The organism is Nonomuraea africana (genome assembly GCF_014873535.1).
Classification (GTDB): Bacteria; Actinomycetota; Actinomycetes; order Streptosporangiales; family Streptosporangiaceae; genus Nonomuraea; species Nonomuraea africana.
Map to the genome: position 1 here is coordinate 7,650,628 of NZ_JADBEF010000001.1, position 14,710 is coordinate 7,665,337.

Consider the following 14,710-nt stretch of genomic DNA (forward strand, 5'->3'; position numbering starts at 1 on the left):
GCCAGACTTTTCTGTCTTTGATGGTGTGGTTTCGGCGGACAACATACGGGCGATCTTTACGGCCGTGATCATGAGTCTCTGTTCTTGAGCAGGTGAAGAACTGTTCCACGGCAGAATGCACACCGCTCTCCTCGGGCAGATGCCAGATCGCTGCCGCGCGGCTTCTGCCCCTTGGGGCCTGGCGGTTTCGCGCTGCGGGTCCACCTGCCACTGGGCATGAGAGCCACGACCGTACTCGTTTGCTGTTGTACAGCAGCCCCGTACAGCAACACTGCCTCTAGCGCGATCACACTCCATCGACCTGTATCCACCGCTTCACCAGGCCTGAAGGCAGCTGACGAGGCATCTGCCCTTCCCTACGGATCAGATGCGCGGTCGCGATGGCGTCCGCGCCGATGCCGGTCCAGCGACAGAAACCGATGAGACCCAAGGGCCCAAGGGCGTCAGATAGGGTGCCATGCCGTGGCGCAACGGCTTGCCCTGTTCGACCTCGACAACACGCTCGTGGACCTGGACGAGGCTTTTCGGCTGTGGGCCGGCGAGTTTGCCGACCAGCACAGCCTTACTGACGAAGCGGTTGATTGGCTGATCGCTCTCGACCGTGCGGGACACCCGCACCGTGAAGTCTTCTTCTCCAAGGTCCGCGAGCACTTCAGCCTCTCCAGCTCTGTCGACGAGCTCTGGAGCCGCTATCGCCGGCGCATGCCGTACCTCGTCCGCTGTCGGCCTGAGACGCTCGACGGGCTGGCGCGGCTCCGCGCGTCGGGATGGAAGGTGGCGATCATCACCAACGGGACGGCCGACAATCAACGTGGCAAGATCCAGCAGACTGGATTGGCCGCGGCTGTCGATGCTTACGCGCTGTCGGGCGTCGAGGGGATTCGCAAGCCCGATGTCGGCCTGTTCGAGATCGCTGCGAGGAGGTGCGGGACGACCCTTGCTGACGGGGGTTGGATGGTCGGCGACCATCTTGTTGCCGATGTCGGCGGAGGGCGATCAGCTGGCCTCCGTACCATTTGGATCGATCGGGGTACGTGGCCGGAGCACGACCAGACTGCGGATCATGTAGTCACGGACGTTCTCCAGGCGATGGAGATCCTGCTACAGCACCGATAGCCAAGGGCCCCGAATCAGCTCGCTCAAGTGATACAGCGGCTTGACGGTATCTCGCCATCGACCGTGCCACCCTTCACGATGACCGGCATGGGGAAGCCTCACAAGCGTCAGCCAGCCAAGCCGGACGCCGCGACGGCCATGAGTACCGAGGAGCTCGCCATGCGCAGAGCCCAAAGCGAACACGACGCACGGCGGGCTGCCGCCGAGAAGCAAGGGCAAGAGTGGAAGATCCCTCCGAGGGAGAAGGAACGGCGAGTCACGCAAGCCGCCCTCTCACGTGGCCGAGCTCGCACACCCGGAACCTCGGAGTTCAAGAACCGCGAACGCCAGCGAGAAGCCGCCCGGGAGGACGAAGCGATCTGGAACAGCGCCCATGATCCAGAAACGTTCGGCTCCGCAGACTGGTGAGCGGATGCCCGTACCCCAGAAAAGCAGGGCACAACGAGGGCACATCAGATCGCGAATCCGCCAGAGAAGCCGAGACACAGCGAGGTGCCGAACCGCAGGTCGGAGGCCGTCCGGCGACATCAGCCCAGGTCTCAGCGGCCGGTCTTGCTGAAGTGCTGGTAGTCCTTGGTGCCCGACCAGTAGCCGCCCCATTCCCAGCCGACGGCGGCAAAGGCCCGCACCACCCGGTCGCCCGGGTTGATCACGCCGGGCTTGTCGAGGGGGCGTTCGGTGAACGCGCGGGCGTTGTCGTGGGCCGTGTCGCCCGACGCCGTGACGTACGGGTTCTCGCGTGGGTTGAGGTCGACGGCCTCGCCGTAGGCGTGCTTGGACCAGCTGCCCGACCCCGTCGCCTGGCGGCAGTTGAAGGCCGAGGTGTTGTTGGCGTCGATCGAGTCGAAGTCGCTGCCCTTGTAGACGTCCACGAGCTTCATGCTCTTGATCGGGTACCGCCAGCCGTACAGCCGCTTGAAGACGGTGATGATGTCGTCGGTGACGGTTTCGCGGACCACGAGCTCGCCGGTGTGCGCCTTCTCGTCGAAGCCCCAGTAGGTCATCGTGATCAGGCGCAGGTCCCTGTAATGGACGGGACAGCCAGGTCGCCACGAGTAGGGCAGCTGGTCGCGCTTGAGCGTGCTCACCTTCGACTCGAATGCGGGCGGCCCCGTCGGTGTCGGCGTCGGGGTCGCGGTGGGCGTCGGGGCCTGGGTCGACGTCGGGGTGGCAGTGCCCCTCGGCTCGAGGTCGGACGCCGCGGTCGGAGTGGGGCTGGTGCCGCAGGCGGTGACCAGCGACAACACGGCTACGATGACGCGTTTCACCTGTTCAAGCGTACTCCGTCCGGTCGAGACGAACGTGAGTCAGTGGTCCAAGCGCCAGCAGGGCGCGTGAGGTGGGGCGCAGCACGCCGGCGGCCACGGCTCTCGCCCTGTCGCCTTCGGGCAGGTCGTCGGGTGGCGCCATCCGCGCCACCGTCGTCACGAGCGCCGAGGGCCGGCCGTCCGCCCGTTCGACGCGCTGGGCGATGAGCTCGAGCAGCAGTCCCGCGAGGACCAGGTCGTCCTTGCTCGGCTGCCTGGGCGGCTCGACGCTGCCCCGCAGCGGCAGCTCCTTCAGGAACAGGACGGCGACGAAGCCGAGCAGCGCGATCGGCACGCCGACCATGAAGACGGTCTCGAGGCCCCTGGTGAAGGACTCCAGCACGATCCCCTTGACGGGCTCGGGCAGCTGCTGGATCGCCGAAGGGCTGCCCAGCGTGACCGAGCCGCCGCCTGGAGGGGTGATGTGCGCGGCCCGCATGAGCGCGGCCATCTCGTCCTTGAGCCGGTTGGACAGGATCGCGCCGAACGCCGCCACGCCCACCGCGCCGCCCAGCGACCTGAAGAACGACACGCCCGAGGTGGTGGCGGCCATGTCGCGCGGCTCGGAGCCGTTCTGCGCGGCGAGGATGAGCATCTGCATCGACAGTCCGAGGCCGGCGCCGAGCACCGCCACGTCCAGGCCGATCAGCCACTTCTCCGAGTCGACGTGCAGGCGCGACAGCAGGAGCAGGCCGACGGCCACCAGCAGCAGGCCGAGCACGGGGAAGATCTTCCACCTGCCGGTGCTGGTGACGATCTTGCCGGAGATCACCCCCGACAGGAACAGCGCGAACACCATCGGCAGCGTCATGAGACCCGACGCGGTGGGGCTCATGCCCTTCACGATCTGCAGGTACTGCGGCAGGTAGATCATCGCGCCGAACATCGCCACGCCGACGAACAGCGAGGCCAGGCTGGTCAGCACGAACGTCTTGTTGCGGAACAGCCTCGGCGGCAGGATCGGGTTGCGCGCGCTCCGCTCGGCGAAGATCGACAGCAGCAGCGACACCGCCGCGAGGGCGCCGAGGATGTAGCTCCAGAGGGAGTCCCAGGCGAACTCGTGACCGCCCAGCGTCAGCAGCAGCATCAGCGCGCTCGCGCTCGCCGTGATGGTCGTCGCGCCCCAGATGTCGATCGAGGTGTTCCGCCTGACCTTCGGCAGCTTGAGCACGCGCTGGATCACCGCGAAGGCGACCACGGCGAACGGGACGCACACGTAGAAGCACCAGCGCCAGCCGAGCCGGTCGGCGTCGACGATGAACCCGCCGAGCAGCGGCCCCGCCACCGTCGAGATGCCGAAGACCGCGCCCATGTAGCCCGAGTAGCGCCCCCGCTCACGCGGGGGCACGATGTCGCCGAGGATCACCTGCGAGAGCGCCGACAGGCCGCCCACCCCCAGCCCCTGTACGGCACGCGCCGCGATGAGCTGGCCCATGTCCTGGGAGAGGCCCGCCGCGAGGGAGGCGGCGACGAAGAGGCCGAGCGACACCTGGAAGAGGAGCTTCCTGCCGTAGAGGTCGGAGAGCTTTCCCCACAGCGGTGTCGACACGGTCATCGTGAGCATCGTGGCCGAGGCGACCCAGGAGTACTGCTCCTGTCCGCCGAGCTCGCCCACGATCGTCGGCAGGGCCGTACCCACCACGGAGGTCGAGATCATCGAGGTGAGCATCGCCAGCATCAGCCCCGACATGATCTCGAGGATCTCTCTGTGTGAGTACTGCCTGCTTTGTACCATGCGTCGAAGTATACGCTCGTTTACTAGCCGAGCGGCAAGTGAAGCTAGGCTTCTCCCATGGAGGCCCGGCTGCGCGATCGCGAGGCGACCAGGGAGCGCCTGCTCGCGGCGGCGCGTGCGCTGTTCGCCGAGCACGGCTACGAACAGGTGACCGTCCGCATGATCGCCGCGGCGGCCGACGCGAACATCGCGCTGGTTGGACGCTATTTCGGCTCCAAGGCCGGATTGTTCGGCGAGGTGCTGGCGGGGGAGCCGACGGTCCGTCAGGTCCTCGAGGGCGACCTCGAGGGGCTGCCCCGCAGGCTGGGCGAGTACGCGGCGCAGCGGATGCGCGCCGAGCCGGAGAGCCCGATCCTGCGCACGCTGGAGCGGTCGGCGGGCGATCCCGAGATCCAGGCGCTGCTGAGTGAGCGCCTCAGGACGGCCGTCGTCAACCCGCTGGTGGCCCGGCTGGAGGGGGACGACGGGGACGACGCGATGGCCCGCGCCCGCATGGCGACGGCGGTGTTCCTCGGCGTCGGCTCGGTCCGCCGGCTGCTGGGCCCGTCCGACCCGTCATCGGCGGACGTGGACCGACTGACCGCGGTCTTCGAGGCGTGCCTCCGCGCGCGGAGTGACCTGGGCTGACGCGGCCGCGTTTGGAGGTGGCGTCGAGGTCGGCGGCCGTGGGGCGCTCGCCGGTCGGTCAGGAAGGCCCGGGGTGCTCGACAGGGAATGTGCATTTCCTGTCATGGCGCCCTCATTCTTCGGTGGGGATGTCCAGGGCGGTGCCGTACAGACGTGACACTCGCAGCCTGATCACCACGCGTCGTTCCTTCACCATCTGTCGGAGGAACGCTGTTTCCTGCTCCGGGTTCTCAAAGCCTGAGGTGAGGGCCAGCAGTTCCCGGCCGGCAGCGTCTCCGGGCGTGGTCGACACCTCTGACACCTCCGCATCGCCCTCGGCGACGGCGAACGACCAGACGTCCGGCCCGTTCACGTGCAGCGCGAGGCGGGGGTTGGTGCGTGCCTGCCGTGCCTTGAGGCGGTCGTCCGTCGTGGAGATCCGTATGACGCGCTCGTCAGGATCCCAGTGGTACAGGACGGTGGACAGATGGGGGTGGCCGCTGCGCCTGACGGTCGCGAGTACGCCGAACTGCTGTTCACCGAGCAGCTTGCTCAGCTCTTCATCGGTGAGGATCCGCGGCGCGGGGCCGGAGTGGGATTCGTTCTCGTCCGTGGTGAGCGTGGTCATGTGAATGCACCCTTTCTGTCCTGCGTGTGGTCGGAAGATTGACGCGGTGTTCAGGCAGCCGGGCTGAGCCGGGCGGTGTCCCGGGCGGCAGTGTCCGGACGGGGCTGCCGCAGCACCAGGAGCGCGACGATGAAGGCGGCCACCAGCAGCGCGGCGGCGATGGCGAAGGCCACCTGGTAGCCGCCGGTCAGCGCGGCGGCCTGGCTCTGGCCGGCTGCCAGCAGCTGCTCGGTGTGCGAGGCGGCCAGCGTGGACAGCACTGCCACGCCGACGGCCATGCCGACCTGCTGGGTGGTGTTGAACAGCCCGGAGGCCAGGCCCGCGTCGTCGGCCTTGGCGCCGGACATGCCGAGCGTGGTCAGTGCCGGGAGCACCAGGCCGCCACCCGCGATGAGCAGCATGACCGGGAGCAGGTCGGTGACGTAGTCCGCGTTCACCGGCACGCGGGTGAGCCAGCCCATCGCCCCCAGCAGGAGCGCCAGGCCAGCGAGCAGGACGGGACGTTCGCCGAAGCGGGTGTTGAGCCGGGCCGAGACGAACAGGGACACCGCGCCGATGGCCACCGCGGCGGGAAGCATCGCCAGGCCGGTGTCGAGCGCGCCGTAGCCGAGGACCTTCTGCATGTAGAGCGCGACGAGGATCTGGAAGGCGAACATGGCCGACAGCGTCAGGATCTGGACGAGGTTGGCGCCGGAGACATTGCGTGAGCGGAAGACGCGCAGCGGCATCAGCGGGGTCCTGGCGGTCGCCTGACGGATGACGAACCCGGCCAGCAGGGCGAGCGAGAGCGCGCCGAGGCCGAGGGTGTGCGCCGCGAGCCAGCCGTACTGCTCGATCTTGACCACGGTGTAGATGCCCAGCATCAGGCCGCTGGTGACCAGCACGGCGCCGATGACGTCGGCCCCGGCGGCGAGTCCGGCCCCGCGCTCGCCCGGCAGCGTCCAGATCGCCAGCGCGATCGTGGCCAGCCCGATCGGCAGGTTGACGAAGAAGATCCAGTGCCAGCTGAGCGCGTCGGTGAGCACCCCGCCCAGGACCTGGCCGATCGAGGCGCCGGCGGCGCCGGTGAAGCTGAAGATGCCGATCGCCTTCGCCCGCTCCCTGGCCCCTGGGAACAACGTCACCAGGATGCCCAGCACGACCGCGGCGGCCATGGCGCTGCCGACCCCCTGCAGGAACCGGGCGGCGATCAGCAGGCCGGGCCCGGTCGCGGCTCCGGCCAGTAGCGACGCGGCGGTGAAGACCGCGTTCCCCGCCAGGAACATGGTCTTCCTGCCGATGAGGTCGCCCAGTCGGCCGGCCAGGAGGAGCAGCCCGCCGAAGGCGATCAGGTACGCGTTGACGGTCCAGCTGAGCCCGGTGGGCGAGAAGCCCAGATCCCGCTGGATGGCCGGCATCGCCACGGTCACGATGCTGCCGTCCAGGATCGTCATCAGCGTCGCGGCGGACAGCACGGCGAGTGCGATCCAGCGCGATCGGGGTGGGCCGGCGGGGGCCGCTGGAAGGGAGGGTGCGGTGTGCGACATGGCCGTCTCCTGCTCGAAGGGGGAACAGGAGCGACCATAGCAGATAGTTTTGTTGTAGACGATCCGTTGCGGATCTATTTATCCGCTCTGTCGAGCCCGCCGGACCGCTTTCGGCGCCTCGACGGGGGTGGCCAGATGTCCCGTCACCAGGCGATTCATGGCGCGCAGGAGCACCTCGCGCTCGTCCTCGGGTAGCGCGTCCAAGGTCGCCCGGTGCACGCCGTCGACGATCTCCTGGCTCTTCCTGGCAATCTCCGCGCCCTTCTCGGTGACCGCGATGATCCGGGCCCGCCGGTCCGTGGTGGACGGGCGACGCTCGGCGAGGCCCGCCTTCTCCAGGGCGTCGACGGTGACCACCATCGTGGTCTTGTCCATGTCGCCGATCTCGGCGAGCTGGATCTGCGTGCGCTCCTCCTCCTGGGCATGGACCAGCACGCAGTGCATGCGCGCCGTCAGCCCGATCTCGGCGAGCGCCGCGGCCATCCGGGTTCTCAGGACGTGACCGGCATGGTCCAGCAGGAACGACAGGTCCGGTTCGGTGCGAGCGGGTGCCATGGCAGTCATGTCCCAAGTCTACCAACCAGTCTCGTTCCAGATTATCTACAAACAACCAAAGTTCATCGATACCCAGGTGGAGCGACTCTCGAGTATCGCGCCGCGTCATGATGAGCCGTCGCTCCCGCTGAAACGCGCCTGCCGCAGGGCCCGCGATGCACCGCTGACGCGCGCCGGTGGCGTCGCTACGATCGGCAGGAGCAGCCACAAACGGAGGGCGACGAGATGGCCGTCCTGATCCGCACGCGTGACGTACCCGCCGCGCGCCGGCATGACGCGTGGCGGAGCATCGTCTGCGACACCCTCGGCCCGCTCGACCTGCGGATCGATCCTGACGCGCCGCTGCGGGGCGAGATCGACGCGGGGCAGCTCGGCCCCGTGGGCGTGGGCAGGGTGCGCACCTCCACGCCCCACAGCGTGCACCGGACACCTGGGCTGATCCGCCGCGACAGCCCCGCGCTGTACCGGGTGGTGCTGGCCATGTCGGGAGGGCTGGTCCTGACGCAGGACGGAAGGTCCGCGCGGCTCGACCGCGGGCAGTTCGCCATCTACGACTTCGGCAGGCCGTACGAGCTGGCCTATCGCTCGGCCGTCCACCTGGCGGTGTTCAGCCTCCCGCACGAGATGCTGTCCTTACCCTTCGACTCCGTCGCGAAGCTGACCGCGGTCCCGATCGAGACGGACGGCGGCAGCGGCGCCCTCGCCGCGCCGCTGCTGCGCAGGGTCGCCGTGGATCTGGAGACCTACCAGCCCGCCAGCGCCGCCAGGCTGTCCACCGTCGTCATGGACCTGATCACCACGGCCGTCGCCGAGCGAGCCGACCAGGCGGAGAGCCTGTCCGCCGAGTCACAGGCGCGCATGCTGCTGCTGAACATCCACTCCTTCATCGAAGAGCGCCTGGGCCTGCCGGATCTCGATCCGGGCACCGTCGCCGCGGCCCACCACATCTCCTTACGCCAGCTGCACCGGCTGTTCGAGACGCAGGACACCACCGTGGCCGCGTGGATCCGGCACCGGCGTCTCGAACGCTGCCGCAAGGACCTGGCCGACCCCGCCTTCCATCACGTCTCCGTGAGCTCGATCGCATCCAGGTGGGGGCTGGCCGACTCGGCCCATTTCAGCCGGCTGTTCCGGCACACGTACGGCATGCCGCCCGCCGAGTACCGCCGCGCCCGCCTCATGCCGCCGGCCGGAAAGACATGGCACGGAAAGTCAATCTGCCGGCACCAGGAGCCAAGTCAGGCCGGCGCCGGATCAGCAGACTGAAGGTGTTCGCCCACCCGGCGAACCACCATCGGAAAGGATCCAGTCATGTCGCACACCCTCTTCGTGAACCTGCCGGTCAAGGACCTGAGCCGCTCGAAGGCCTTCTTCACCGAGCTCGGCCTCACCTTCTTCGGCGCGACCGAGGACATGGCCTCCGTCGTGATCAGCGAGCAGACCCAGGTCATGCTTCTGGCCGAGCCCACGTTCGCCGGCTACTCCAGGACCGAGGTCGCCGACCCGACCAAGACGACCCAGGTGATCCTCGTCCTCGGCCTGGACAACCCCCAGCAGGTCGACGAGCTGGTCGGCAAGGCCATGGCGGCGGGCGCCGAGCCCGTCGGCGAGCCGGTGAACGACGGCTACCGCTACCAGCGCGGCTTCGCCGACCTCGACGGCCACCACTGGGCCGCCCTGTGCCTGGTGACCCCCGCGGGCTGAAGGCGCGAGCGCAGTGAGTGAGCCCGTGACAGGCACGGTGACCTCGGCGGACGGCACCCGCATAGCGTTCGACCGATCCGGCTCGGGCCCGGCGGTCATCCTGGTGCACGGGGCGTTCACCGACAGGAGCCACCCCACGCTGTCCAGCGTGGCGGCGGCCCTGGCCCCGTGGTTCACCGTGTTCAACTACGACCGTCGTGGCCGCGGAGCCAGCGGCGACACCCGGCCCTACGCCGTGCGGCGGGAGCTCGAGGACCTGGACGCCATCATCGAGACGGCCGGCGGATCGGCCATGGTGTTCGGCGGATCCTCGGGCGCCGCCCTGGCGCTGGAGGCCACGGCCCGGAACCCGGCCATCTCCAAGCTGGCCCTGTGGGAGCCGCCGTATCACGTCGACGACACCGCGCCCTGCCTGCCGTACGACTTCGGCTCCCAGCTGGAGGCCCTCATCAGGCAGGACAGGCGCGCGGAGGCCATCGGACGGTTCATGGTCGAGGCCGCCGAGCTCCCCGTCGAGGCGGTGGCCGCGATGCGGGCCGAGCCGTCCTGGCCGGAGCTGGAAGCGGTCGCCCACACCTTGGCGTACGAGGCGGCCGTCATGGGGCCGGGCAACGCCCTGCCCATGGGGACGCTCGCCGCGATCGCCCGGCCCACGCTCGTGCTGAACGGCGAGAGCAGCCCCGCGTGGATGGGCAACGCGGGAAGGGCCGTCGCGAAAGCCGTGCCAGGGGCCGTCCACCGGATCCTGGAGGGACAGACGCACAACGTGGCCGCTCAGGCCCTCGCTCCTGAACTACTGGAGTTCTTCGTCGCCTGACGGCGTCAGTGGGCGATGTGCTCGAGCCGTGTCCCCATGACGAGGAATGAACCGGGCGCCCGCGGCGGTCGTTGTACCGCCAAGGGCACACGGCGTCCGTCCCTCCAGCGACTCAGCCCTTCCAACGTCACGTGGACGGCGTGCGGTTCGGCCTCGTCGTCGAGACGTTCAAGCGCGTCCGAACGGCATCGGGTTCTACGACCTGATCGTTTGTCATGGGCGGTTGCCAGCCTCCCGTCCATGTTGGAGATCGGGGGTCGTCGCCGCCATACTCCTTCCGCTGGGCGGCTACGGCGCCTGCCAGGTGAGCGGCGTCAGCGCCGAGGCCTTCTTCGAGCCGGCACGACGCGCGGGGCTGCCCGATCCCGACGCGGCCGCCTGGTTCGACGACTGGCGCTACTTTTGACCCTGGCCCGGCGGCTGGCCGCCCACTCCACGGTCTCCACGCACCTCTCCCTATATGAGGCCGCCGAGTCGATCTCGTCTCACCGGTCGAGCGGTCGCTGCGGAGGGCGGGGGAGTGCGGCCGGCAGTCGAGCCTCGCGGAACCTGACCTTCCGAGGCGGAACAACCACCCTGCTCGGCTGATCGAGACCGTGGTCAGGGGCGTGTGGACGGTGGCACGGATACGTCGGTGTGTGGGGACGTTGCTGTCAGCGCTGCTGTCACCTCAGCCATGGCCAACCGGTGCCGAGTCCCGACGAAGGAGGGACTCGGCGTCGATCGCCCCAACCACGGTCTGCGAGTAGCGAAGTGAGCGATCGTCACGGCGTTGACCACTCCGATGCGAGCGGCAGGCAGCGCGGCTCTGGCGCCTCCCCAATGCTGCTGCTGTGACCGTGCATGCGCTTGCGGTAGCTCAAGAGCGGCTCTGTTCGGTGGTGTTGCTGTACAGCACCCGCGTTAGGAGTGCGATTGTTCTTCAACCTGGACTGCGGCTTTGACCTGCCGGTGCGACATCAAAGATGATCAATTCCGCATATGCTCCGGAGAGATGGAGTCGTCCGACGAGCTCGGAATCCTTTCATTACGAGGGGAGGGGCGGGTGCCAGCTCGGAGGGTTCCGGCCCTGGTCAGATGGACGATGGAGATCGGCGGCACGTGATCACGTGAGGCGGTGTTGCTGTATCGCGATGCTGTACAGCCTTCAAGGCGTACGAGGTGCTCAGCCCGCCGGCTGAGCCGGCTCGGCCGTCTCGTCAGCCGATCCGGCCTGCCCGCCGCAGAACACTTCATTGACGAGCCTCTGCTGGGCCTTCTGGAACGCCTCGGCCGTGGCGGCGAAGTCGAGCGCGGCGTCCCCAGTGGTCAGCGAGGCGGTCAGGGTCTTACTGCCGTCGGGCGTGCTGTACATCAGCGCCCCCCAGCCAAAGAAGCCGCCGTTGTGGGTGATGACGGTGCCGCCGCAGTCCGTCTCCTGCACGAACACCCCCAGGCCGTAGCCGATCTTGGGGTACGGCTTGCACATCTCTGCCAGCAGCGGGGCCGGGATGAGCTTGCCGCCCGCCAGCGCGGCGATGAACGTGTGGAGATCCTCGGTGGTCGAGATCATGTCACCGGCGGCGGAGACCCAAGAGGGGCTCATGCGGGTGACGTCGACCACCTTCCACTGGCCGGCGTCCTCGTACCGGTAGTAGCCGTGGGCGTGCGGCTCGGGGATCTCCGGCGAGGCGCCCGGCACCACGGTGCCCGACAGCCCGAGCGGACCCAAGATCCGCCGCTGCATCTCCTCGGCGAGCGAGCGGCCGGTGACCTTCTCGATCAGCAACTTGGCCAGCACGTAGTTGGTGTTGGAGTAGCTCCAGTCCGTCCCCGGCTCAAATCGCGCCGGCTTGGACAACGCCAGCCGTACCAGCTCCTCCGGCTGGTAGGTGTGGGACAGGCCGTCCACGTACTCCTGGCCCTGCCAGGGGATCCCCGGCACGACCGTCCCGTCGGGGTAGTACTCGCCGGTGAAGTTGAACAACCCACTCGTGTGCTGCAGCAGCATCCGCACCGTGATCTGGCGGTCCAGGTCGAACTCGGGCAGGTAGTCATCCGCCGGAGCGTCCAGCCCGACCTTGCCATCGGCCACCAGTTGCAGGACCAGGGTCGCGACGAAGGTCTTGGTGTTGCTGCCGATCCGGAAGTGGCCGTTCGTCGCCGGCTTGGCGGTCTCGCCCAGCTTGCGCACCCCGGCGCTGCCGACCCACTCGCCCCGCTCGTCGTGCACGCGCAGCTGCACCCCGGCGAAACCGGAGTCGACGATCTCCTGGATGGCCTTCTGCAGCTCCGGGCGATCCTGCCCGGTCCGCGGGGTGAGCTTGTCCTGGTCGGTAGGGGTGATGGACATGGTTGTGCTCCTTTGAATTTTGTTACGAAGTTCGATTTCGTGTTGGTGCCCGGGGTATCTGGATTGCTCAGGTCGGGTCGCCCGAGGGGATCTCACCCAGCCTTGAGGCCGCAATCGCTGAACCGTTCATGGCATCCACCATCGCCGACCGCTCTGATACCGGGCTGTTGCCGTCCTGACGCCGCAGCTGACACGCGGCCCGAAGCAGCCAGCCGGGCATGACCCCCGTGGCCGCGTTTGCGGACGTCATGCGGACAGTCGATGAATCGGGGCTCGGCACCGAGCACGATGAAGCTCGACATCCTCATCGGCGGTGATGAGCCGGGTCGATCAGCCCGCCCAGGGTGAGCGAGCCGGCTTGGCCGCCCTGGCGGGGCTCGGCCCCTTCCCTGACCCGGCATGCCGCCGTGTCACGGGGTCCGGAGAGGACCCCGTGACGAGCTGTGGCTGCGCAGGTCGACATCCATCAAGCGGCGTCGAGGGCCTCGGTGATCTTGCGGGCCATCTCCGCCATGGTGGGGCTGGGCTCGCCCTGGTGGGTCCGGGCGGCTGCTTCGATGGCGACGATGACGGTGCTGCGGAAGTTGTCGGCCTCTGCCGGAGCCTGCTTCTTGAGCAGGCTCATGGCTGCCGTCAGGGCCGGCAGCACCTGGTCGGCGAGTTCGGCCACGGACTTGCCGTACTTCACGCCCTTGGGCGCCTTGGTGAGCACGTGCCCGACCAGGCCGGTCGCGGAGGTCAGGGCGATGGAGCCGTGAGTGGCGACCTTGTGGGGCGAGCCGGCGGCACCAGCGGCGGACATCAGTGAGACGGCGCCCCACGCGGCGGTCCGCAGGGTGAGCTTGTCCTGGTCGGTAAGGGTGATGGACATGGTGGTGTGCTCCTTCAAATCTGCAATTCAAGTGAACGGACGGATAGTGGAATGCGGTCCTGCTGGTGCCCGGGGTATCTCGATTGCGCAGGTCGGGTCCCAACCCCGGCGGAAACGGTTCGGCCGCCAGGGGGCTGACCGTTGGATGTCGTGGGTCGCAGGCGGGCCTACCGGGCGCGGGCTCGGTGTCAGTCGTCGATCGCCTGGTAGAGCGTGGTCCAGAAGTCGTGGATGAGCCGCGCCGGATCCGGGACGGACATCCCGACCTGGGTGAGCAGGATTCCGGTGAGCTGGTTGTCCGGGTCGGCGTAGGTCGAGGTGCCGCTTCCGCCGTCCCAGCCGAACTGGCCGATGGGCGCGTAGTCGCCACGGTAGGTGCGCACCGCCATCCCCATGCCCCAGCCGCCGTGCTGCCCCTGGCCGAACGACAGGTGGACGTTGTTGGTGGCCAAGGCGTTGCGGGCGGCGTTCTGCTCGGGCGTGAGGCGGTTGGTGGTCATCAGCTCGACGGCGGGCCGGGACAAGATCCTTTCGCTCCCGTGCATCCCGCCATTCAGCAGCATCCGGAAGTAGGCGTGGTAGTCGTCGACGGTGGAGACCAGCCCGCCGCCGCTGCCCTGGAACGCCGGAGGCTTGCTCCACCGTCCACCCGCGGCCTCGTCCCACACGATGAACTCTCCGGTCTGCGGGTCGGGGGCGTAGAGGGTCGGCAGCCGGTCGATCTTGTCGGCGGGCACGTGGAAGGCGGTGTCCTTCATCCCCAGCGGATCGAAAATGCGTTCACGCAGGAACGTCTCGAACGACTGGCCCGTGACCCTGGCGACGAGCACACTGAGGACGTCGTGGCTGATCTGGTACTGCCAGCGCTCTCCGGGCTGGTACATCAGCGGAAGCGTGCCAAGGCGGCGCATCCACTCATCCGGCTCGGGCATCGGCTCCGGCAGATCGGGCGTGAGCCCCCGTTCGAAGATCGCGCCCATGATCGGAGCGCCCAGCGCCGTCATGTCCATGCCGAGCCCGAACGTGGAGGTCAGCAGGTCCCGCACGGTGATCGGCCGACGTGCCGGCACGGTGTCGTCCAACGGGCCGTCGATCCGCTTCAGCACCTGCCGGTCGGCGAGTTCCGGCAGCCACGGATCCACCACATCGTCCAGCCGCAGCCTGCACTCGTCGAGCAGGACCATCGCCGCCGCCATCGCAACCGGCTTGGACGTCGAGGCCATCCGGAAGATCGTGTCCCGGCGCATCGGCGTGCCACCGTCATGGCGCATCGTCCCGACCGCTTCGACGTGCGTCTCACCGCCCCGGCTGACCAGGGCGACAAGACCGGGAATCTTCCCGGACTCCACATGCCGTGCCAGCACCTCGCGCAGCCTACGCAGCCCCGTCTCGGAGAAGCCGCTGTTGCCCTTTTCCATCATGAATCTCCTTGCGCACAGTGTTTTCGATCTGCGAGACCCGTCCCGGCGTGACGCCCATGGCCTCGGCGAGCTGGGCCTGGTGAGCCCGTGGT

At 68.4% G+C, this 14,710-nt stretch carries 13 protein-coding genes; 5 read left to right on the top strand and 8 right to left on the bottom strand.

Annotation, left to right across the window (positions count from 1 at the left end):
• The first annotated feature begins 462 nt into the window (after positions 1-462).
• Positions 463-1,116, top strand: a complete 654-nt coding sequence (locus H4W81_RS36450; protein WP_192778951.1) for an HAD family hydrolase — start codon at positions 463-465, stop codon at positions 1,114-1,116.
• A gap of 539 nt (positions 1,117-1,655) precedes the next feature.
• On the opposite strand, the gene H4W81_RS36455 is transcribed toward H4W81_RS36450, so the two are convergent.
• Together H4W81_RS36455 and H4W81_RS36460 are read right to left on the bottom strand one after the other, a co-directional pair.
• Positions 1,656-2,384 carry a M15 family metallopeptidase gene (locus tag H4W81_RS36455; protein ID WP_318782231.1) on the bottom strand — a complete coding sequence of 243 codons (729 nt, stop codon included), beginning with the start codon at positions 2,382-2,384 and terminating at the stop codon, positions 1,656-1,658.
• Positions 2,385-2,388: 4 nt separating this feature from the next.
• Positions 2,389-4,158 (bottom strand): MDR family MFS transporter, encoded by a 1,770-nt coding sequence (locus H4W81_RS36460; RefSeq protein ID WP_192778952.1) that lies wholly within the window; start codon positions 4,156-4,158, stop codon positions 2,389-2,391.
• Positions 4,159-4,215: 57 nt separating this feature from the next.
• Between H4W81_RS36460 and H4W81_RS36465 the strand changes: the two genes are divergently transcribed.
• Positions 4,216-4,785, top strand: coding sequence for a TetR family transcriptional regulator (locus H4W81_RS36465; RefSeq protein ID WP_192778953.1), 570 nt, complete (start codon positions 4,216-4,218; stop codon positions 4,783-4,785).
• 112 nt (positions 4,786-4,897) lie between these two features.
• On the opposite strand, the gene H4W81_RS36470 is transcribed toward H4W81_RS36465, so the two are convergent.
• The 3 genes from H4W81_RS36470 to H4W81_RS36480 form a co-directional block, all read right to left on the bottom strand.
• Entirely contained in the window at positions 4,898-5,392 is a 495-nt protein-coding gene (locus H4W81_RS36470) for a PPOX class F420-dependent oxidoreductase (protein WP_192778954.1), read from the bottom strand.
• A 50-nt stretch (positions 5,393-5,442) separates the two neighbouring features.
• Complete coding sequence (locus tag H4W81_RS36475; RefSeq protein WP_192778955.1) at positions 5,443-6,918, bottom strand: DHA2 family efflux MFS transporter permease subunit; 1,476 nt, start codon at positions 6,916-6,918, stop codon at positions 5,443-5,445.
• Between the two features lie 78 nt (positions 6,919-6,996).
• Positions 6,997-7,482, bottom strand: a complete 486-nt coding sequence (locus H4W81_RS36480; RefSeq protein WP_192778956.1) for a MarR family winged helix-turn-helix transcriptional regulator — start codon at positions 7,480-7,482, stop codon at positions 6,997-6,999.
• Positions 7,483-7,698: 216 nt separating this feature from the next.
• Here H4W81_RS36480 and H4W81_RS36485 point away from each other — a divergent pair, with 216 nt between their 5' ends.
• Genes H4W81_RS36485 through H4W81_RS36495 form a run of 3 tightly spaced genes read left to right on the top strand, consistent with a single transcriptional unit; the run spans position 7,699 to position 9,994 of the window.
• On the top strand, positions 7,699-8,739 hold the full coding sequence (locus H4W81_RS36485) for an AraC-like ligand-binding domain-containing protein (RefSeq protein ID WP_192778957.1): 1,041 nt from the start codon (positions 7,699-7,701) through the stop codon (positions 8,737-8,739).
• A gap of 45 nt (positions 8,740-8,784) precedes the next feature.
• On the top strand, positions 8,785-9,177 hold the full coding sequence (locus H4W81_RS36490) for a VOC family protein (protein ID WP_192778958.1): 393 nt from the start codon (positions 8,785-8,787) through the stop codon (positions 9,175-9,177).
• 25 nt (positions 9,178-9,202) lie between these two features.
• Complete coding sequence (locus tag H4W81_RS36495; protein ID WP_192778959.1) at positions 9,203-9,994, top strand: alpha/beta fold hydrolase; 792 nt, start codon at positions 9,203-9,205, stop codon at positions 9,992-9,994.
• 1,165 nt (positions 9,995-11,159) lie between these two features.
• On the opposite strand, the gene H4W81_RS36500 is transcribed toward H4W81_RS36495, so the two are convergent.
• The 3 genes from H4W81_RS36500 to H4W81_RS36510 form a co-directional block, all read right to left on the bottom strand.
• Positions 11,160-12,326, bottom strand: coding sequence for a serine hydrolase domain-containing protein (locus H4W81_RS36500; protein WP_192778960.1), 1,167 nt, complete (start codon positions 12,324-12,326; stop codon positions 11,160-11,162).
• A 466-nt stretch (positions 12,327-12,792) separates the two neighbouring features.
• The gene (locus tag H4W81_RS36505; protein WP_192778961.1) at positions 12,793-13,197 is read right to left on the bottom strand and encodes a hypothetical protein; all 405 of its coding nucleotides are present in this window, start codon (positions 13,195-13,197) and stop codon (positions 12,793-12,795) included.
• A 188-nt stretch (positions 13,198-13,385) separates the two neighbouring features.
• Complete coding sequence (locus H4W81_RS36510) at positions 13,386-14,615, bottom strand: serine hydrolase domain-containing protein (RefSeq protein ID WP_192781257.1); 1,230 nt, start codon at positions 14,613-14,615, stop codon at positions 13,386-13,388.
• Positions 14,616-14,710: the final 95 nt, after the last annotated feature.

Excerpts from the sequence above, each read along its gene's own strand:
- H4W81_RS36460 (WP_192778952.1), bottom strand. The coding sequence starts at position 4,158 with ATGGTACAAAGCAGGCAGTACTCACACAGAGAGATCCTCGAGATCATG.
- H4W81_RS36465 (WP_192778953.1), top strand. The coding sequence starts at position 4,216 with ATGGAGGCCCGGCTGCGCGATCGCGAGGCGACCAGGGAGCGCCTGCTC.
- H4W81_RS36470 (WP_192778954.1), bottom strand. The coding sequence starts at position 5,392 with ATGACCACGCTCACCACGGACGAGAACGAATCCCACTCCGGCCCCGCG.
- H4W81_RS36475 (WP_192778955.1), bottom strand. The coding sequence starts at position 6,918 with ATGTCGCACACCGCACCCTCCCTTCCAGCGGCCCCCGCCGGCCCACCC.
- H4W81_RS36480 (WP_192778956.1), bottom strand. The coding sequence starts at position 7,482 with ATGACTGCCATGGCACCCGCTCGCACCGAACCGGACCTGTCGTTCCTG.
- H4W81_RS36485 (WP_192778957.1), top strand. The coding sequence starts at position 7,699 with ATGGCCGTCCTGATCCGCACGCGTGACGTACCCGCCGCGCGCCGGCAT.
- H4W81_RS36490 (WP_192778958.1), top strand. The coding sequence starts at position 8,785 with ATGTCGCACACCCTCTTCGTGAACCTGCCGGTCAAGGACCTGAGCCGC.
- H4W81_RS36500 (WP_192778960.1), bottom strand. The coding sequence starts at position 12,326 with ATGTCCATCACCCCTACCGACCAGGACAAGCTCACCCCGCGGACCGGG.
- H4W81_RS36505 (WP_192778961.1), bottom strand. The coding sequence starts at position 13,197 with ATGTCCATCACCCTTACCGACCAGGACAAGCTCACCCTGCGGACCGCC.
- H4W81_RS36510 (WP_192781257.1), bottom strand. The coding sequence starts at position 14,615 with ATGGAAAAGGGCAACAGCGGCTTCTCCGAGACGGGGCTGCGTAGGCTG.